An 18,006-nucleotide genomic window follows, 5' to 3' on the forward strand; every position below is an offset into this window, starting at 1 on the left:
GGCCGCGATCAAAGGGCCGGGGCGCGATCAGGCGTGGTTGGCGAGGAAGGTCAGCAGCGCTTCATTGACGAAGTCCGGGTTCTCGCGGCTGGAGATATGCCCGGCGTCGGGAATCAGGCTCAGGCCGCAGCCGATCAGGCTGGCCATCTGCTCGGACTCGGCGGGTGGGCGAGGCGTGTCCTGTTCGCCGCACAGCACCAGGGTGGTGTCGGCGTCCAGGCGTGACAACTGCTCCAGCACATCTGCGCGGCTGAAGATCAGCCGACCCAGGGGCACGATGCTGTCCAGCAGGCGCGCCGTGGGGTAGCCCTGCAAGACTTTGCGGAAATCCTGGTACAGCGCCGATGCGCGGTCGATACCCGGGCGGAAAAAGATCGGCGCGACCACATCCAGCAGCGGCTCGGGGATGGCGCCGGCGTCTTCGATCATCTTGAACAGCGAAAAGTAGTGCTGGCGCGTGGCCTCGGGTTCGGCGCCGAGGTAGGTGTCCATCAGCACCAGGCTGTTGACCCGCTCGGGAGCCAGCAGGGCCAGGCGTGCGCCCCACATGCCGCCGACCGACAAACCCACCAGATTGACCTGGGCAATCTGCAACTGGTCGAGCAGTGCCAGGGCCTGGCGCGCCAGGTCGTCCAGGGAGCGCGTGTGCGCCGGCAGCGGCCCGGACTCGCCGTGGCCCCACAGTTCGGGGACGATCACGCGGTATTGCTGCGACAGCGCTTCGATCTGCGGTGCCCACATGTCGCGGTCCCACAGGTAACTCGAACCCAGCAGGACGACCGGGCCGCGGCCCTGGTCAACATAGTGCAGCGGTTGTCCATCAATCACGGCGACAGGCATAGCGGGCCTCTAACTTCACGGAGTGAGGGGGACTTTTGTACGCGAGTCGGCGGCGAGGGGATAGATGCTAAATGATGGCATGTGGCGAGGAGCGCTCGCCACATGGGGTGGGGGAGGTCAGTCGTAGATGACTTTTTTCTTCCACTCGGCGTCGGTGTCGGCGACTTTCAGGCCTTCGGTCAGTTCGTTGACTTCATCTTCCGCCGGTTTGCTGTTGGTCAGCACCGTGGAGTTGGCGCGCGCCAATTGACTCTCCAGCAATTGCAGTTGCTCTCTGTAGATCGCCGGCTCAGGCTGTTTGCGCAGGTACTGCACGCCGCGCTCGAAGGCCAGGCGCGCCTGGCCCGGCTGGTTCTGTTGCAGGGCATGCTGGCCGAGGTTGTTGAAGAACTCGATGTGCAGCAGGACCAGGATGTGGCGAATCTCCCTGATCCAGTGCTTGGCTTCATTGGCCGGCAGGAAACCGTCCTGGGCGGCGCGGGTGACCTGGCCGTGCAGGGCTTCGAGCAGGAAGCGCACGTCCTTGGCCTTGGCTTCGGTCTGGATCGGGCCGGGCGGGTTGTTGACCGGGATCGATTCGCCCTGGGCCACCAGCGCATTCAGTTCGGCGATCCGCGCCTTGAGCGGTGCGCTGGACTTGTTGAGGTGCAACAAGCGCTGGTTGACGTTGAGTTCCAGGCGGGTCAGCAGCAGCTTGAGTGCCGGAGTCATCAACTGGCCGGGGAAGGTCTCGGTGATTTCACCACAGCGACGCAGCCGGTCATTAAGCTCGATCACGGTGCGTTGCTTTTCCAGTTTGTTGTTTTCCACCACATGGTTCATATAGCCAATGGCGATCAGTATTGCGATCCCGGCTATTACCAGCAGGGTGATCATGAGTGGTGTCACCGGTGCGACCTCTTTATAGGGTTTGCTGTTGAGTGTAGTGACTGAGACATCTGCCGGATAGGACTGTTCGACCAGTTGCCCAGGTAGTTTCTTCTATATACGTAAGCATTCCCTGCGTAGATGCACAATGCCATCAGTTGCTGAGCGAACTATAGCGTCTTGTCGGGCGCCAGAATATAGGCGTCAAGGCGCGGACGCGCAGAATGCCCGCACGGGCCTGGAAAGGGGGGCGAAGTCATTGATTTAAATAAATTTATCCTGGGGGGTTGACGACCTTTCAATCCATCCATAGAATGCGCGCCACTTGCAGCGTAAAGCACACAGCGAAACGCGGCAGGGAGTGAATGTTGTACGTGTGTCCCCTTCGTCTAGTGGCCTAGGACACCGCCCTTTCACGGCGGTAACAGGGGTTCGAGTCCCCTAGGGGACGCCAATGCGGGAATAGCTCAGTTGGTAGAGCACGACCTTGCCAAGGTCGGGGTCGCGAGTTCGAGTCTCGTTTCCCGCTCCATTTTTAAGCAGTGTGGCCTTCGGGCGGCATTGAGTGAAACCAGGACCAAGTCTTCGGACGAGGCCTCTGGGCACTGAAATACACACCATGTGTTTCAGTAGCGTGTCCCCTTCGTCTAGTGGCCTAGGACACCGCCCTTTCACGGCGGTAACAGGGGTTCGAGTCCCCTAGGGGACGCCATTTGCGGGAATAGCTCAGTTGGTAGAGCACGACCTTGCCAAGGTCGGGGTCGCGAGTTCGAGTCTCGTTTCCCGCTCCAATTTTTGATTTGCAGTGTCCATCGGGCCTGGGAGTCAGCGAAAAAAAGACGCTTCGGCGTCTTTTTTCGTTTCTGCGATAAATCAAATATTGCATCTGCTGTGGGTGGCTTGAGCGCTTCGGGCTATCCGACACACCTCAACCGCGCCTGCACAAAAAACAATGCCCTCCATAGAGGAGGGCATCGGTTTGAGGTTGGCTGCATCAATCCCGTCAGCTAGCGTCCATGCCGTTCAATCGGACACGAGCGTGTGCGCGCAGCGTTCGGGCTTGATGGAAACGGCCTAGAGCTTTTTCGCCATGTCACGCAGCATGAACTTCTGGATTTTGCCTGTCGACGTCTTCGGCAACTGTGTGAACACCACCGTGCGTGGCACCTTGAAGCCCGCCAGGTGTTCGCGACAGAAGCTGATGATGTCGGCTTCGCGGACGTTCTGGTGGTCGGCCTTGAGGGTGACGAAGGCGCACGGCGTTTCACCCCATTTTTCATCGGGGCGGGCGACGACCGCGGCTTCGAGGATTGCCGGGTGGCGGTACAGCACACCTTCGAGTTCGATGGTGGAGATGTTCTCGCCGCCGGAGATGATGATGTCCTTGAGCCGGTCGCGGATTTCGACATAGCCGTCAGGATGGGTCACCGCCAGGTCGCCGGTGTGGAACCAGCCGCCTTCGAACGCTTCGGCGGTTGCCGTCGGATTCTTCAGATAGCCTTTCATCACCGTGTTGCCCCGCATGAAAATCTCACCGATGGTGTGGCCATCATGGGGGGTGGGTTCGAGGGTTTTCGGGTCGGCAACCATCACGCCTTCCAGGGTCGGGTAGCGCACACCCTGGCGCGCCTTGATCTGGGCGCGTTCTTCCAGGGGCAACTCATCCCATTCCGAGTGCCAGGCGCACAGGGTCACTGGGCCGTACACTTCGGTCAGGCCGTAGACGTGGATCACCTTGATGCCCATTTCTTCCACGGCGCCGATGACCTTGGCGGGTGGCGCCGCGCCGGCGACCATCGCGTTCACCGGGTGGTCGATGGCAGCCTTGGCCGAGTCGGGCATGTTCACCAGGGCGTTGAGCACGATTGGCGCGCCACACAAGTGGGTGACCTGATGCTCGCGGATCAGGTTGAGGATTCTCTGTGGGTCGACGCGGCGCAGAAACACATGGACCCCGGCCAAGGCCGTGATGATCCACGGGTAGCACCAACCGTTGCAGTGGAACATCGGCAGCGTCCACAGGTACACCGGGTGGTTGCCGATCGCCCAGATCATTTGGTTGCCCAGGGAGTTCAGATAGGCCCCGCGGTGGTGGTAGACCACACCCTTGGGGTTGCCGGTCGTGCCCGAGGTGTAGTTCAGCGAGATGGCTTGCCATTCGTCTGCAGGCCACTGCCAGGCGAAATCCGGATCGCCTTCGGCGAGAAACGCCTCGTAGTCCAGGTCGCTGACCGGCTGGCCTTCGCCGTATTCCGGGTCGTCGACGTCGATGACCAGCGGCGGATGGTCAAGCATGCCGATGGCCGCGTGCACCACATCGTGGAACTCACGGTCGGCGATCAGTACCTTGGCTTCGCCATGCGCGAGCATAAAGGCGATGGCCTCGGCATCCAGGCGCACGTTGAGGGCATTGAGTACCGCGCCAATCATCGGCACGCCAAAATGCGCTTCGAGCATGGCCGGGATGTTGGGCAGCATGACGGCCACGGTGTCGTTTTTGCCGATCCCGCGACCGGCCAGGGCCGAGGCCAGGCGCCGGCAACGGCTGTAGGTTTGCGCCCAGGTGGCGCGTATCGATCCGTGGATCACGGCAGGGTAATCGGGATAAACGCTGGCAGTGCGTTCAATGAAGCTTAAAGGCGAAAGAGCAATGTGATTAACGCTGGTCGGCTCGAGGCCTTGGTCGAAAATGGACATGGTGCGGATACCCGGTGGCTGATTATTAGCTCTATTGTTCGAGACGCTGGTAACGGCAGTTAAGCTGACGGTGCCGGCCTTGAGGCTTTATCGTTGGCACGCCGGTCCCTGCGGGAAAAGCTCAATGACTTCTCCGGCGGCTTTTATATACTGTCCGCGCAGATATATGGAAGTACTACCTGTGTTGTATAGTATATGTACTATATCTTGATGAAACGCTTCCGCTGACCTCGACGTTCCCCTCCCTGTATAGGTTCCATGATGATCGGCAACTCCGTGCGCTTGACAGGCGGTTCGCCGCTGCTCAGGCATGACCCGCAGCCGAGTCTGCTGCTCGATGCCCAGGCTCGGCCGCTGGAGTTCAACGCCGCGCTGCTGGCGTTGCTTGAGCAGTTGTCCTTGGTCGATTGTATGAACCTGTTGCCGATCAATTGCTTGCCGCTGGTGCAGGCGTGCCTGGGGCAGCAGCGGGCGATCGAAAACGTCGAGGCACAGTTCGCCGAGCGCATTCTGGTGTGGACGTTCATTCCCGACCCGGGTGAAAACCGCGTGCTGGCGCGCTGCCGGGAAGCCAGCGCGCAGATTGTCGCCGAGCGCGAATCCACCAAGGCGCGGCGCCTGTATCGGCTGATCATCGAAAACACCACCGACCTGATTTCCCGGCACACCCCGGATGGCGCTTTTCTCGACGCTTCACCGGCTTCCTGGGCCTTGCTGGGCTATTGGCCGGGGGAATTGCGCGGGACTCGGGCACAGCGCCTGTTCCATCGGCAGGGCTTGGCGGGGTTGGTGCGGCGCGCCCGGGAGGGCCTCGAGCAGGACGGTTATTACACCATGACCTATCGCATCCGCCATCGCCAGGGCCATTACCTGTGGTTCGAAACCGCCTGCCGGGCGATCCGCGAGACCTACACCGGCGCGGTGGTGGAGGTGGTCAGCGTGTCCCGCGACATCACTGCCAGGGTCCAGGCCGAGGAAACCACCCTGACCGAACGCGAGCTGCGCGAGGCCCAGCAACGCCATCATCAGGACGAACTGGCGCACACCGCGCGCGTGGTGACCCTGGGTGAACTGGCATCGGGTATCGCCCATGAAATGAATCAGCCGCTGGCGGCGGTGGTCAATTACGCCAACGCCAGCCAGCGTTATCTGGCCGCGATGGGCAGCGATTCGCCGGCGGCCGAACGGGTGGCTCAAGGCCTGGAACGGATCTCGGTGCATGCCAATCACGCCGCGCAAGTGATCAAGCGCTTGCGTGCGTTTCTGCGCAAGGGGCGCCGCCGCATGGAGGCGCTGAACCCCGGCGAGGTCGCCCGCGAAGCGGTGCGCCTGTGTGCCTGGGAGGCCAGCGATTGTCAGGTGACGATCGAGGATCGCCTGCCGGATAATCTGCCGCTGATTTACGCCGACCGGGTGTTGCTGGAACAGGTGCTGCTGAACCTGCTGCGCAATGCCATCGAGGCGAATCGCGAAGCCCATCCCGGCCAGCCCTCGCTCATCGTCATGAGTGCCTTGGCGCAGCGTGACGGGTGGGTGCAGATCGACGTGAGCGATCAGGGCCCCGGTGTCTCGCCGGCGCAGTTGGAACAGATATTCACGCCGTTCTATACCAGCAAGGCCAATGGCCTGGGCCTGGGCTTGTCCATGAGCCGCAGCATTATCGAAGGCTTCGGTGGCGAGTTGCAGGCCGAACCGATGCCGGTCGGGCTGCAAATGTGCTGCCGCTTGCCCACGCTCGCGCAGAGCGGCGCTCCACAATAAGAAGAGGAATCAAGCGATGGTGAGCGTGACGGAACAGGTGGTGTATGTGGTGGATGACGACCAGGGGATGCTCGACTCGACCGTCTGGTTGCTGGAGTCGGTGGGCCTCAAGGCGCTGCCGTTTACCAGTGGCCGCGAGTTTCTCGACGCCTGCGACAGCCGCCTCAACGCCTGTGTGCTGCTGGATGTACGCATGCCGGGCATGGGCGGCCTGAATGTTCAGGAGCACATGCGCAGCCGTGATTTGCACCTGCCGGTGATTTTCGTCAGCGGCCACGCCGATGTGCCGATTGTGGTCCGCGCGTTCAAGGCCGGGGCGCATGACTTTATCGAGAAGCCCTACAACGAACAGTTACTGCTGGACAGTGTCCTGCAGGCCCTGAGCAAGGCCGATCATCGCCAGAGCCTCGGTGAAGGACCGGCGCGGGTACAGGCGCGGCTGCAGCAACTCACGCCACGCGAGCGCGATGTATTGCTGCCGTTGGTGCAGGGTTATACCAACCGCGAAATCGCCGAGCAGTTGGGCGTCAGCGTCAAGACCATCGATCTGTATCGCGCGCGGGTCATGAAGCGCATGGCGGCCAGCCATTTGCCGGAGCTGGTGGGGATGGCGATTGCCGCCGGCCTGGTGGACCCCCTGCAATTGCGCTGATAGGCCTCAGGCCACGGCAATCTGCAGGCTCGGCCGGTCGCTGGCCCTTGTTGCCAGCACGCGCTCGATGGCGCCGGTCAGCAGGTTTTCCAGTAACTCGGTGCGTTCGGCATCATCCAGCGCCTGCCCAGCCAGCCAGCTCGGCGCATTGTTCAGCAGCGTGGCGATCGCGTGGCCGGCCGCTTGCAGGGCGTGGACACTCAGCCGCCGCGGTCGCCCGAGCATTTGCAGCAGTCGGCGCTCGTATTGTTCGCGCAACTGCCGGACCCGTAGCTGCTGGTCTTCCGTGAGGCAGCCGCAATCACGCTCCACCAGGCGGAAGTGCCATGGCATCTCTCGATGCAAATTCAGGTGGGCGTGGATCAGCCGTTGCAGGTTGTCCTGGCGTGAGCGCGGCCGTTGCTCGACGCGCCCCAGGGTGGTCAGCAGTTCTTCGTAGAACTCTTCGATCCAATCCAGCAGCAGGTGCTGCTTGCTGGGGTAGTGGTGGTACAGCGAGCCTGGGGTCAACCCCAGGCTGCTGGCCAGCTCGCGCATGCCGACTTGACCGAAGCCTTTACTGGCGAGCAACTCCAGGGCCTTGTTGCGGTGTTCGCACAAGCGCGAGCGATACTCAGCCATAGGTATGGAAGCCGCGCCCGGTCTTGCGCCCCAGGTAACCGGCGGCCACCATTTCCTTGAGCAGCGGCGCGCTGCGGTATTTGCTGTCCTGGAAGCCCTCGTAGAACGCTTCGAGGATCGCCAGCAAGGTGTCCAGGCCGATCAGGTCGGCCAGGGCCAGCGGGCCGATCGGCTGGTTGCAGCCCAGGCACATGCCGGCGTCGATGTCTTCGGCGCTGGCCAGGCCTTCCTGGAACACCAGGATCGCTTCGTTGATCATCGGCACCAGAATCCGGTTGACCACGAAACCTGGGCGGTTGCCGGCGGTGATCGCAGTCTTGCCCAGGTGCTGCGCCAGCTCGATGGCCTGGGCGTGGGTCGTGTCGCTGGTCTGCAGGCCACGGATCACTTCGATCAGGCCCATCACCGGCACCGGGTTGAAAAAATGCAGGCCGATAAAGCGCTCCGGGGCGTTAACGCCGGCCGCCAGTTCGGTGATGGACAGCGAAGACGTATTGGAGGCAATCACGCATTGCTCATCGACATGAGCGGCGATCTGTTGCAGCACGCGCCGCTTCAGTTCGAGGTTTTCCGTGGCGGCCTCGATGACCCATTGGGCATTCGCCAGGCTGGCGTAGTCGGTGCTGGTGCGGATCTTGCCCAGCGCCGTATGCTTCTGGGGTTCGCTGAGGATGCCCTTGCTGACTTGGCGATCGAGGTTCTTGCCCACGGTGGCCAGGGCTTTTTCCAGGGCGCCGGCGGAGATGTCCAGCAAGGTCACGTTGATGCCGGCCACGGCGCAGATCTGGGCGATGCCGTTACCCATGGTGCCCGCGCCGATCACGCCGATATTCTGCAGATTCATCGTCAGTCTCTCTTCAATTGTGCGCTGCCGTCGCACGGCAGACATGCCTTGCAATACGGTCCATTGGGCGAGAGTCTAGGGCCCGACAATGTGGCGGCCTATGCCGAAACCTGTCAGTTGTATTGGCGTTTCTTACCATGTGTCCGCTACAGGAACTCAGAATGATGCCCACCCGGGAAAAGGATTCGGTTGCCGTCTACTTCGTGCAGGTCATGATCCATGCGCTACGCGATCAGCCCGAGCGGCTCGCCGCGGTGCTGTCCGAAGCGGGCATCGCGCCGGCGTTGCTGACCCAGCCCGAGGCCCGGGTGCCGGCCAGCGCGTTTGCGGCGTTATGGCTGATTCAGATCCGTGAGTTGAACGACGAGTTCTTCCGCCTGGACTCCCACGGCATGCCGCCGGGCAGTTTCGCCCTGATCTGCCGTGGCCTGATCCAGGAGCCGAACCTGGGCAAGGCGCTCACCCAGTGCCTGGCCAGTTTCGCCCTGTTCCTGCGCGACTTTCGCGGCAGCCTCAGCGTGCATGGCAAGCGCGCGGTACTCAGCCTGGAAGTTGGCGGCGGCGATGAGGACACCCGGCGTTACGGTGAGGAAACCTTCCTGGTGCTGATGATCAGCCTGCTGTGCTGGCTGGGCGGACGCCGCGTGCCCATCGATCGCGCCGACTTTCGCCATGTGCGTGCGCCGCTCAGCGACGATCAATTGCTGTGGGGCTACAACCTGACGTTTGGCGCGGCCCGCACCGAAATCGAGTTCGCCAGCAGCTACCTGCGTCTGGCCGTGGTGCAGGACCTGGCGTCGCTCAAGGTGTTTCTGCGCAGCGCGCCGCAATGGCTGGTGATCCGCTTTCGCAACCAGGACGGCATGGCGACCCAGGTCTACCAACGCCTGCGTGGCAGCCACTACAGCCAGTGGCCGGCGCTGGAGGATCTGGCCGTGGATTTGCACATGAGCCCCAGCACCTTGCGCCGGCGATTGGAGCGCGAAGGTTGCTCGTTTCAGGAGATCAAGGACGAAGTGCGCCGCAGCCTGGCGCTGGAACTGCTCTGCCAGACGCGCGCCAGCATCGGTGAAATCGCCGCGCAATGCGGTTTTCAGGAACCCAGCGCATTCCATCGCGCGTTCAAGAAGTGGACCGGCGAAAGCCCGGGGCGTTACCGCGAGCGGGTCCAGGGCAAAGTGTCGCGGCCTGCGCGCCTGGACGCCTGAGTCATTTTCGGTTGAGCGCCGCGTCGCGGTAAGTCCTGGGTAACTCGCCGGTCCATTGGCGAAAGGCCCGGGTGAACGCCGAAGGGTCCGAGAACCCCAGCTGTTGCGAGGTCTGGTTGATCGACATCGACGTCTGGCTCAAGTAGTGAATGGCCATGTCGCGGCGTACCCCGTCCTTGAGTTTCTGGAACTTGCTGCCTTCGGCCAGCAGCTTGCGCCGCAGCGTTCTTTCCGTCAGGTGCAGCTCACTGGCGGTGCTCTGGATGGTGGCCTTGGCGAGATCGCTGACGTTCTCCAGGTGGTCCAGCACCCGTCGCGTGTAAACCGGGTAATAGGCGGGGCGGGTGAACCAGTCCACCGGTGCGCGCTGCAGGTGGTAGGCCAGGGTTTCCGCGGTTTGTACCAGCGGCGCGGTGAGCATCCGGGCGTCGAACACCAGGCAGGTCTCGGGTTGGTCAAAATGCGTGGGGCACGGAAACATCAAGCGGTATTCCGCTGAATGGGCAGGCTCGGGATGGTCGAACGTCACCCGCTTGAGCGTGATCCGCTGGCCGATCAGCCAACTGGGGAAACGATGCCAGAGCAAGAGTAAAAACCCCCTCAACAGGTAACCGGGGTCCAGGCTCGGGTCGCTCAAGGCCATGGAAAACATGGCCTCATCACCGACGACTTTCAGTTCCAGGTGCAGGGAGTCGTTCATCACGTTGTAGAAATGGCTGAGCTTGTAATACACCGAATGCAGGTTGTGCGAATGGATCACTTGCTTGGCCATTATCGCGAAGCAGCCCTTCGGGCAGCGCTGTGAACCTGCGCCGAAAAACTCATCATCACTCAAGCGCCACACGGCCTGCATCAAGCGACTGAACTGGTCGGGGGTGATGCGCAGGTGCAGGTTGTCCAGGCGCTTGCGGCTGATGCCGGCTTCCTTGAGCAGTACCTCTTCGTCCAGCGCGAGGCGGCGCGCAGCCGTCATCAGGATGTGGGCGAAGTACATGGAGATGGAATAACGCTCGATGCCCATCGTTCAGGAGTCCGGCAGCAGGGGAGGTTAGTTTAGCCAAAAGTGACTGTCCGTTTATGTCTGTTTTTCGACTGATTTGGTAATTGCCACGCGGGGCTGGATCGGAGGAAGCTGAATAGAGCTTTGCGCTGCTGGCTTCGTCCCTGCGTGCTACCGACCCGGGTGTTTAAGGTAATGGCCGTTTTGGTCAATTACCCGGCATGGGGTAGCGGGCGAAGGGTGTAGCGGCCTGTCTAACGAGTGAATGAGGAAAGTAACAATGAGTGGTTATGCCCATCCGTACCGCGACACCGAATTCGTGCTGGAGGAACTGGTCGGATTTGAGCAGTTGTGCGCGAGCGCCCAGCTTCAGGATGTCAACAGCGAGTTGGTCAGCGCCATCTTGAGCGAGGCAGGCCGCTTGGGCTCCGGCGTGCTGGCGCCGCTCAACCGGGTCGGTGATACCCAAGGTACGCACCTGGGGGAACAGGGTGTGCAAGAGGCACCGGGTTTTGCCGAGGCATATCGGCAATTCCAGGAAGGCGGCTGGCCCTCGTTGACCGCTGCGGAGCAACACGGCGGGCAGAACCTGCCGAACGTGATCGGCACGGCCGTCAATGAGATCTGGCACTCAGCCAATATGGCGTTCGCCTTGTGCCCCATGTTGACCCAAGGCGCCATCGAAGCCATCGCCCATCACGGCTCGGCCGAACTGCAAGGCGCCTACCTGGAAAAACTGGTGAGCGGCGAGTGGACCGGGACGATGAACCTGACCGAGCCGGATGCCGGCTCCGATCTGGCGGCCATCAAGAGCCGCGCCGTGCCCCAGGGCGACCACTACCTGATCACCGGGCAGAAGATTTTCATCACCTGGGGCGATCACCAGATGACCGACAACGTCGTGCATTTGGTCCTGGCACGCTTGCCGGATGCGCCGGCGGGCGTCAAAGGCATTTCGCTGTTCGTGGTGCCCAAGTTCCTGCTCGATGCCCAGGGCCAGCCGGGTGTGCGCAACCGCGTGCAGTGCATCTCCCTGGAACACAAACTGGGCATTCATGGCAGCCCGACCTGCGTGATGAATTTCGGCGATCCCGAAGGGGCCGTCGGTTATCTGCTTGGCGAGCCGCACATGGGCCTGGCCTGCATGTTCACCATGATGAACCACGCCCGCCAGAGTGTCGGCCTGCAGGGGCTGTCGATTGCCGAACGCGCTTACCAGCAGGCCCGTCAATACGCCAAGGACCGTCTGCAGGGCACGCGCAAGGATGGCAGCCGTTTCTCGATCATCCACTTTCCCGATGTGCGCCGGATGCTGTTGCAGATGAAAGCATCCATCGAAGCGATGCGCGCGTTGTCGCTGGTGGCCGCCGCCGAAGTCGACCGTGCCGCGCATGCGCCCACGCCGGAGCTGGCGCGCCATCACCAGGGGCGGGTCGATGTGTTCACCCCGATCGTCAAAGGCTGGCTGACCGAACTGGCCCAGGAGGTCACCTCCCTCGGCGTGCAAATCCACGGCGGCATGGGCTTCATCGAAGAGACCGGCGCGGCGCAGCATTATCGCGATGCGCGCATCCTGACCATTTATGAAGGCACCACCGGCATTCAGGCGCTCGACCTGGTGGGGCGCAAGACCCTGCTGAACCAAGGCGCGTTACTGAACAGCCTGCTCGAGGAAATGGATGAAACCGTCGAGCAACTGCGTCACATCGATGCCCTCGACTATCAGGCCGTGGCACTGGCCGCTGCGCTCGGCGCCGGGCGCGAGGCCTTGTCGCGGTTACTCGACAACGCCAAGCACGATGCGGATTGGGCCGGCAGTGTCAGCGTCAACTTCCTGATGCTCTTCGGCTACCTGTCGGGCGGCTGGCTCATGGCGCGTTCTGCTGTGCAGGCGCATGCGCAGTTGGAAGCCGGCACGGGCGATGCGGCCTTCCTCAAGGCCAAGGGCGTCAGCGCACGCTTCTACGCGGAGCAATTGTTGCCGCGGGTACACGCATTGTTGGCGGCGGTCAGCGCTGGGAGCGCGAGCATCATGGCGTTGGATGAAGAACAGTTCTGACAGCGCGTTGGTTTTTGTGCCTAACTTTTTTGAGGTTCACCCCATGCATCACCAGCGCATCCGCCTGGATTCCTTGCACGAAAAAATCATGAGCGCGGCGCAGGCCGCCGCGTTCATTCAAGACGGCATGACCGTGGGCATGAGTGGTTTCGGTGGCGCAGGGGACGCCAAGGCCGTGCCGCTGGCGCTCATCGAACGAGCGCGGCAGGATCCGCTCAAGATCAACCTGATCACCGGCGCGAGCCTCGGTCGTGGCCTGGACGGGCAGATGGCCGAGGCCGGGCTGCTGGCGCGGCGCATGCCGTTTCAAGGCGACCCGGTGCTGCGCAAGGCGATCAACGAAGGCCGCGTGGTGTTTATCGACCAGCACCTGAGCGAAGTGGTCGAACAACTGCGTGACGGCAGCCTGCCCAATCCGGATATTGCGGTGATTGAAGCGGTGGCGATCACCGAGCAGGGCCATATCGTGCCGACGTCTTCGGTCGGCAATTCGGCCAGTTTCGCCCAGACGGCACGGCAGATCATCGTTGAGCTGAACCTGGCCAGCAGCCCCTATTTCGAAGGGATGCATGATATTTTCCTGCCCCACGGGCGCCCTGGCCGCGGGCCGATTCCGGTCATCCGCGCGGATGATCGCATCGGCACCCAGGCCATCGAAATTGACCCTGCCAAGATCGTCGCCATCGTGCTCTGCGACACGCCGGAATCTGCGATTCCGATGCTGCCGCCCGATCATGAGACCCAGGCGATTGCCGACCATCTGGTGGCTTTTTTCGAGCAGGAAGTGGAGCACAAACGCTTGGGCAGAAGCCTGGCGCCGTTGCAGGTCGGCGTCGGCTCCATTGCCAACGCCGTCATGTGCGGGCTGATCGATGCGCCGTTCACCGACCTGGTGCAGTACTCGGAGGTGTTGCAGGATTCGACCTTCGAATTGCTCGACGCGGGCAAGCTGAAGTTTGCCTCCGGCTGTTCGATTACCTTGTCCGGCCCCTGCGGCCAGCGGGTGTTCGGCAACCTGGGAAAATACGCCGACCGCCTGGTGTTGCGGCCCCAGGAAATTTCCAATAACCCGGAAGTGATTCGACGCTTAGGCGTGATTGCCATCAACACCGCGCTGGAGTTCGACCTGTACGGAAACGTCAATTCCACCCACGTCTGTGGCACGCAGATCATGAATGGCATCGGCGGTTCGGGAGATTTCGCCCGCAACGCGCTGCTGTCGATTTTCGTGACCAAGTCGATCGCCAAGGAGGGTGCGATTTCCCGCGTGGTGCCGATGGTCAGCCATGTCGACCACACCGAGCATGACGTCGATATCCTGGTGACTGAGCAAGGGCTGGCCGACCTGCGCGGCCTGGCGCCGAAAGAACGGGCCGAGTTGATCATCAACCACTGCGTGCATCCGGATTATCGCGAGGCGTTGCGCAGCTACTTCAAGGCCGCGTGCGCCAAAGGTGGGCATACGCCGCATGTGTTGAGCAAGGCCTTGAGCTGGCACATCAATCTGCAGGAAACCGGTTCGATGCAGGCGGCCGCCGTCGGCGTCTAGGGTGTCTGCGCCAACTGAAACAAGCCCGCCGTTGCGGCGGGCTCCCGCCGCATTCAGAGCTGCGGTAACTGACCGACCCGCGCCATCATTTCGGTGACGATTTGCAGGTCGAGGAGGAACTGCTCGACCGTCTTGAACTCATTGTCGGTGTGCCCGGTGTACTTCTCTTCCGGGCGTGCCAGGCCGAACTGCACGCCGTTGGGCAGTTCATGCACGGAGGTGGCGCCGGCCGAGGTGCCGAACGCGTGTTTCATGCCCAGGTTTTCCGTGGCCACCGCCAACAAGGCCTTGACCCACTCACCTTCCGGGTTGCGGTACATCGGTTCGGCGATCGAGTAGGTGAAGTTCACGTTGACCTTGGTTTTCTTGTCCCAGGCGCTGAGCTTGTCGGCAATTTGCGCTTTGAGTTTCTCCGGCGACTGACCCTTGGGCACGCGCAGGTTCACCGCCAGCTTGAAGCTCTTGTCGTCGAGGTCGACGAACGTCAGCGAGGTGGTCAGTGGGCCCATGAAGTCATCGGCGAAGCCCACGCCCAATTTGCCGCCCAGGTAATCCAGGCCCCAATTGTCGGCGGCATAACGCGCCGCGTCGGTGATGTGGTTGTGCTTGAGGGCGATCTTGCCATCGACGCTGTGGATCAGCTCCAGCATGCGCGCAACCGGGTTCACCCCGGATTCCGGTTCGGACGAATGCGCCGAGACCCCGGTGACCGTCAACTGCACCTGTTTGCCGACCACCTTGGCGCTCACCTGGAAGTCACCGCCATTGCGCTCGGCGTATTGCGTACCGGCCTCTTGCAGGCTGGCCGCCAACTCGGCGGGTTTGTCGCTGAGCAACGTGGCGACCGACGCCGAGGGAATCTGGTTGGTGGCCTTGCCGCCGGTCATGGCGATGATCTCTGCGCCTTTGCCTTCGCCTTTGCGGCGTGGGAAGGTGGCCATGATCGTGCCGTAACCTTTTTCGGCAATGACCACCGGGTAGCCGCCATCCAGCGCCAGGTTGTACGGCGGCGTCGGGTTGCGTTCGAAGTAATAGGGGATCGCGTCGCCGGAGGTTTCCTCGGTGGTGTCCACCAGCAGCTTGAACGTGCGCGCCAGCGGCAGCTTCTCTTCCTTGATCACCTTCATGGCGTACATCGCCACCACGATGCCATTTTTGTCGTCTTCAGTCCCGCGGCCGTACATGCGGTCGCCAATCAGCGTGACCTTGAACGGATCGAGCCGGGTGCCGTCTTTCAACACCCAATTTTCCGGCGTCACCGGCACCACATCCGCATGCGCGTGGATGCCCACCACTTCATCGCCGCTGCCTTCCAGGGAGATTTCGTACACGCGGTTATCGATGTTACGGAAGTTCAGGTTGAAGGCTTTCGCCAGGCCCTGCAGCTTGTCGGCGATCTTGAGGAATTGCGGGTTTTTGTACTGCGGCACGCCGTCGACGTTGAACGTCGGAATTTCCACCAGCTCGCGCAGGGTCTCGGTGGCGGCCTTGGCGTATTTCAGCCGCGCATAAATGCCCAGCAGGCGATTGATTTCGTTCTGTTGCTCGGCGCTCAGGGGTTTGTGCTCGAGAAAGGCGCTGATCGCCGGCCCCGTATCGCTGGTTTTGCCCAGCTCGCCCTGGGCCAGGGTGCCGAGGAAACCGTTGAAGTCAGTGACCGAGGTTTGGCTGAAGTCCTTCAGAATCGCCGTGCTCTGCTGTGGGGTGATATTGGCGAAAGCCGGGCTGACGAGGGTCGAAAGGCTCGCGGCGAACACGCTGGCGGCAGCCAATTGCTTGAGTGGAAAGTACATGGCGGGACGCATTCCTTTGCTGGTAGTGAGTGGGGGATTTCTGATCATTAAGTCAGAAATATTTCCACACACTACCACCACAGGGACTGAGAATGGCAGACCTTGGCGTAGGAAATTTCTCAGTCAAACGCCCCCGCGTCGAAGGGTACATCCCTGTGCGCGCGGGCGTTGAATCGTGTTCAGGTCAAGGTTGGCCAGGGTGCGGCGCAGGGTAATCGGCCGTTACGTCCAGTGCTTTGGCGTAGGGCCCATCCCACAACTGCTCATGCAATTGGCCTATACGCTTGGCCATCGCTTCGCTGTGCATGACCACCTCCAGGTTGCGCGAATTATCCAGATAACCGCCCAGCCAATTGCTGGTGCCGACCCAGGCCACTCGCCCGTCGATCTCCAAGGTCTTGCTGTGGATCACCCGTGCGTAGGGGATAAACCCTTGCTTGGCCTGGGGCAGGGTGACGATCTTGATCTGCACGTTGGGCAGCACTGCGAGGCTTTTCAAATAGGGCAGTTCCAGCGCATCGGTGTTCCAGTTGGACACCATCAGCTTGATCGACACCCCGCGTGCGGCGGCGGCACGCACCGCGTTGTCGATCACCGCATAGTAGGGCCGGGTTTTATCCGGGCCGTAGGACAGCGGCGCGTAGTCCAGCAGTTGCACGCGCACTTCGTGCTTGGCTTCGCCGAGCAGGCGCGGCAGTTCGAGTTGGGAGTCGCCCACCCCGGGCGGGTTGTAGCGTTGCGGGCTGGCCACCAGGTAATTGCCGCTGCGCGCAGGCGCCTGGCCGGCCATCGGCAGCGGTACCGGGCTGTGTGCGCTCAGCGCCGCCTGGGCTTGCCAGTCCTGATCGAAAATCGCCTGGACCTGGCCGACCACCGTGGCGTCGGTGATGCGCAGCCCGGTTTCGTGGATATGTTCCAGGGACCGCCAGTCGAAATTCTGGCTGCCGACAAACGCCTGCTGCCCATCCACCACCATGTATTTGGCGTGGATGATGCCGCCACTCAGTTGCGCGTAGGGCAGCACGCGCAAGGTCAGGTTGGGAATCGCGCGCAGGCGTTCCAGGGTGGAGGCTTCTGATAGGCGAATGCCTTTTTCCTCCAGCAGGAAACGAATTTTCACGCCGCGTTTACCGGCGGCTTCCAGGCGCTCGATCACCCGCTCCAGCACCGAGCCTGGATGGTCGGCGGCATAAAACTGGCCGATGTCGATCGTGCTTTTGGCGCCGTCGAACAGCTCGATCCATACCGGGCCCGGCTGGCGTAGGTCGGCGCTCGCCAGGTCGGTGTCCAGCGGCACGGTGTGTACCAGTTCGAACCCCGGAATTGAAAAGTCCGCCTGGGCCAGCGGACTGAGCAGCAAGCCGGCGAGACCGGCGATACGGCATTTCATCGATAGGGACATAGGCATCTCGTCAGGGAAAAAGACAGGGCGGGCGCCTCACGCGCCCGCCCTGACAGTCATGCCGTGCGGCTGTGCAACGAGGTCGGCACCAGGTGCGGCACTTCGCCTTGCACGCGGGCCCCGGTGGCAGCGCGGATCAGCAGGATCTTCAACTGATCGTTGATGCGTTCCAGGCTGTCCTGGAAGAAGTTGTGGAACACCACGCAGAACAGCGCGATGGCGATCCCCAGGCCCGTCGCGAACAACGCGGTGCCGATACCGCCGGAAATCTGCCCAGGGTCGGACACCCCCGCGCTGGCCAACGCCTTGAAGGTGTCGATGATGCCGAGGATGGTGCCGAGCAAGCCCAGCAACGGCGCGGCGGTGGTGATGGTTTCGATGATCCACAGGCTGCGGGCCAGTGGGGCGCGGGTGGTCAGGTACTGGGTTTCGATCACATCATCCAGGTCCTTGCGCGAACCCTGCGAGGCTTTCTGTGCCAGCACCGGCATCACCATGTTCAGCGGCAGGCTGTCGCGGCGGCTCAGGCTTTCCGGCAGGTCACGTTCGCTGTGTACGTGGGCGCCCAGCACCTCGGTCAAGGCACGGGCCTGGCGGCGCACATAGGCGAAGTAAATACCGCGCTCGATGGTGATAAAGATGGCGATGGCCATCGCGGCGTACATCACATAGAAGGTGATGTCGTGGAGCAGGTTCATGTTCATGTTCGATTA

Annotated in this window: 14 protein-coding genes and 4 tRNA genes; 9 read left to right on the forward strand and 9 right to left on the reverse strand. The window is 62.1% G+C overall.

What is annotated here, in order from left to right:
* Positions 1–27: 27 nt before the first annotated feature.
* Positions 28–840, reverse strand: a complete 813-nt coding sequence (locus LQ249_RS10440; protein WP_017846801.1) for an alpha/beta fold hydrolase — start codon at positions 838–840, stop codon at positions 28–30.
* A gap of 117 nt (positions 841–957) precedes the next feature.
* Entirely contained in the window at positions 958–1,728 is a 771-nt protein-coding gene (locus LQ249_RS10445; RefSeq protein ID WP_046384177.1) for a hypothetical protein, read from the reverse strand.
* 357 nt (positions 1,729–2,085) lie between these two features.
* On the opposite strand from LQ249_RS10445, the gene LQ249_RS10450 reads away from it, so the two are divergent.
* The 4 genes from LQ249_RS10450 to LQ249_RS10465 all read left to right on the forward strand — a co-directional run bounded on the left by LQ249_RS10450 (position 2,086) and on the right by LQ249_RS10465 (position 2,498).
* Positions 2,086–2,161 (forward strand) — tRNA-Glu (locus tag LQ249_RS10450).
* A gap of 2 nt (positions 2,162–2,163) precedes the next feature.
* A tRNA-Gly gene (locus LQ249_RS10455) sits at positions 2,164–2,239 on the forward strand.
* 104 nt (positions 2,240–2,343) lie between these two features.
* Positions 2,344–2,419, forward strand: a tRNA-Glu gene (locus LQ249_RS10460).
* Positions 2,420–2,422: 3 nt separating this feature from the next.
* Positions 2,423–2,498 (forward strand) — tRNA-Gly (locus LQ249_RS10465).
* Positions 2,499–2,781: 283 nt separating this feature from the next.
* Here LQ249_RS10465 and LQ249_RS10470 read toward each other — a convergent pair.
* Positions 2,782–4,404 carry an acyl-CoA synthetase gene (locus LQ249_RS10470; RefSeq protein WP_017846813.1) on the reverse strand — a complete coding sequence of 541 codons (1,623 nt, stop codon included), beginning with the start codon at positions 4,402–4,404 and terminating at the stop codon, positions 2,782–2,784.
* Between the two features lie 261 nt (positions 4,405–4,665).
* Between LQ249_RS10470 and LQ249_RS10475 the strand changes: the two genes are divergently transcribed.
* Together LQ249_RS10475 and LQ249_RS10480 are read left to right on the forward strand one after the other, a co-directional pair.
* Positions 4,666–6,165, forward strand: a complete 1,500-nt coding sequence (locus LQ249_RS10475) for a PAS domain-containing sensor histidine kinase (protein ID WP_108524435.1) — start codon at positions 4,666–4,668, stop codon at positions 6,163–6,165.
* 16 nt (positions 6,166–6,181) lie between these two features.
* The gene (locus LQ249_RS10480) at positions 6,182–6,817 is read left to right on the forward strand and encodes a response regulator transcription factor (protein ID WP_017846815.1); all 636 of its coding nucleotides are present in this window, start codon (positions 6,182–6,184) and stop codon (positions 6,815–6,817) included.
* 6 nt (positions 6,818–6,823) lie between these two features.
* Here LQ249_RS10480 and LQ249_RS10485 read toward each other — a convergent pair whose 3' ends face one another.
* Positions 6,824–7,438 carry a TetR/AcrR family transcriptional regulator gene (locus LQ249_RS10485; protein WP_017846816.1) on the reverse strand — a complete coding sequence of 205 codons (615 nt, stop codon included), beginning with the start codon at positions 7,436–7,438 and terminating at the stop codon, positions 6,824–6,826.
* Positions 7,431–8,282, reverse strand: coding sequence for a 3-hydroxybutyryl-CoA dehydrogenase (locus LQ249_RS10490; protein WP_017846817.1), 852 nt, complete (start codon positions 8,280–8,282; stop codon positions 7,431–7,433). Before LQ249_RS10490 ends, LQ249_RS10485 begins: the two co-directional genes overlap by 8 nt.
* Before the next feature lie 161 nt (positions 8,283–8,443).
* Between LQ249_RS10490 and LQ249_RS10495 the strand changes: the two genes are divergently transcribed.
* Complete coding sequence (locus LQ249_RS10495) at positions 8,444–9,490, forward strand: AraC family transcriptional regulator (RefSeq protein ID WP_169881512.1); 1,047 nt, start codon at positions 8,444–8,446, stop codon at positions 9,488–9,490.
* A 1-nt stretch (position 9,491) separates the two neighbouring features.
* Here LQ249_RS10495 and LQ249_RS10500 read toward each other — a convergent pair whose 3' ends face one another.
* Positions 9,492–10,511 (reverse strand): AraC family transcriptional regulator, encoded by a 1,020-nt coding sequence (locus LQ249_RS10500; protein WP_046384174.1) that lies wholly within the window; start codon positions 10,509–10,511, stop codon positions 9,492–9,494.
* Positions 10,512–10,770: 259 nt separating this feature from the next.
* Here LQ249_RS10500 and LQ249_RS10505 point away from each other — a divergent pair, with 259 nt between their 5' ends.
* Together LQ249_RS10505 and LQ249_RS10510 are read left to right on the forward strand one after the other, a co-directional pair.
* The gene (locus LQ249_RS10505) at positions 10,771–12,549 is read left to right on the forward strand and encodes an acyl-CoA dehydrogenase (protein WP_046384173.1); all 1,779 of its coding nucleotides are present in this window, start codon (positions 10,771–10,773) and stop codon (positions 12,547–12,549) included.
* Between the two features lie 43 nt (positions 12,550–12,592).
* A complete protein-coding gene (locus LQ249_RS10510) occupies positions 12,593–14,098 on the forward strand; it encodes an acetyl-CoA hydrolase/transferase family protein (protein WP_232566438.1) in 1,506 nt (501 codons plus the stop codon).
* A 53-nt stretch (positions 14,099–14,151) separates the two neighbouring features.
* On the opposite strand, the gene LQ249_RS10515 is transcribed toward LQ249_RS10510, so the two are convergent.
* The 3 genes from LQ249_RS10515 to LQ249_RS10525 all read right to left on the reverse strand — a co-directional run bounded on the left by LQ249_RS10515 (position 14,152) and on the right by LQ249_RS10525 (position 17,997).
* Positions 14,152–15,891: a dipeptidase gene (locus tag LQ249_RS10515; protein ID WP_057005313.1), complete on the reverse strand. Its 1,740-nt coding sequence runs from the start codon at positions 15,889–15,891 to the stop codon at positions 14,152–14,154.
* Between the two features lie 184 nt (positions 15,892–16,075).
* A complete protein-coding gene (locus LQ249_RS10520; RefSeq protein ID WP_232566439.1) occupies positions 16,076–17,293 on the reverse strand; it encodes a phospholipase D-like domain-containing protein in 1,218 nt (405 codons plus the stop codon).
* A 56-nt stretch (positions 17,294–17,349) separates the two neighbouring features.
* Positions 17,350–17,997 carry a MotA/TolQ/ExbB proton channel family protein gene (locus tag LQ249_RS10525; RefSeq protein WP_046384169.1) on the reverse strand — a complete coding sequence of 216 codons (648 nt, stop codon included), beginning with the start codon at positions 17,995–17,997 and terminating at the stop codon, positions 17,350–17,352.
* Positions 17,998–18,006 lie beyond the last annotated feature (9 nt).

It is taken from the genome of Pseudomonas sp. 7-41 (assembly GCF_021233075.1).
GTDB lineage: Bacteria > Pseudomonadota > Gammaproteobacteria > Pseudomonadales > Pseudomonadaceae > Aquipseudomonas > Aquipseudomonas veronii.

What these genes read in the sequence shown, in the direction of transcription:
- LQ249_RS10470 (WP_017846813.1), bottom strand. Translation starts at nt 4,404, where the DNA reads ATGTCCATTTTCGACCAAGGCCTCGAGCCGACCAGCGTTAATCACATT.
- LQ249_RS10525 (WP_046384169.1), bottom strand. Translation starts at nt 17,997, where the DNA reads ATGAACATGAACCTGCTCCACGACATCACCTTCTATGTGATGTACGCC.
- LQ249_RS10490 (WP_017846817.1), bottom strand. Translation starts at nt 8,282, where the DNA reads ATGAATCTGCAGAATATCGGCGTGATCGGCGCGGGCACCATGGGTAAC.
- LQ249_RS10475 (WP_108524435.1), top strand. Translation starts at nt 4,666, where the DNA reads ATGATCGGCAACTCCGTGCGCTTGACAGGCGGTTCGCCGCTGCTCAGG.
- LQ249_RS10515 (WP_057005313.1), bottom strand. Translation starts at nt 15,891, where the DNA reads ATGTACTTTCCACTCAAGCAATTGGCTGCCGCCAGCGTGTTCGCCGCG.
- LQ249_RS10485 (WP_017846816.1), bottom strand. Translation starts at nt 7,438, where the DNA reads ATGGCTGAGTATCGCTCGCGCTTGTGCGAACACCGCAACAAGGCCCTG.
- LQ249_RS10440 (WP_017846801.1), bottom strand. Translation starts at nt 840, where the DNA reads ATGCCTGTCGCCGTGATTGATGGACAACCGCTGCACTATGTTGACCAG.
- LQ249_RS10495 (WP_169881512.1), top strand. Translation starts at nt 8,444, where the DNA reads ATGATGCCCACCCGGGAAAAGGATTCGGTTGCCGTCTACTTCGTGCAG.
- LQ249_RS10500 (WP_046384174.1), bottom strand. Translation starts at nt 10,511, where the DNA reads ATGGGCATCGAGCGTTATTCCATCTCCATGTACTTCGCCCACATCCTG.
- LQ249_RS10510 (WP_232566438.1), top strand. Translation starts at nt 12,593, where the DNA reads ATGCATCACCAGCGCATCCGCCTGGATTCCTTGCACGAAAAAATCATG.
- LQ249_RS10480 (WP_017846815.1), top strand. Translation starts at nt 6,182, where the DNA reads ATGGTGAGCGTGACGGAACAGGTGGTGTATGTGGTGGATGACGACCAG.
- LQ249_RS10520 (WP_232566439.1), bottom strand. Translation starts at nt 17,293, where the DNA reads ATGTCCCTATCGATGAAATGCCGTATCGCCGGTCTCGCCGGCTTGCTG.
- LQ249_RS10505 (WP_046384173.1), top strand. Translation starts at nt 10,771, where the DNA reads ATGAGTGGTTATGCCCATCCGTACCGCGACACCGAATTCGTGCTGGAG.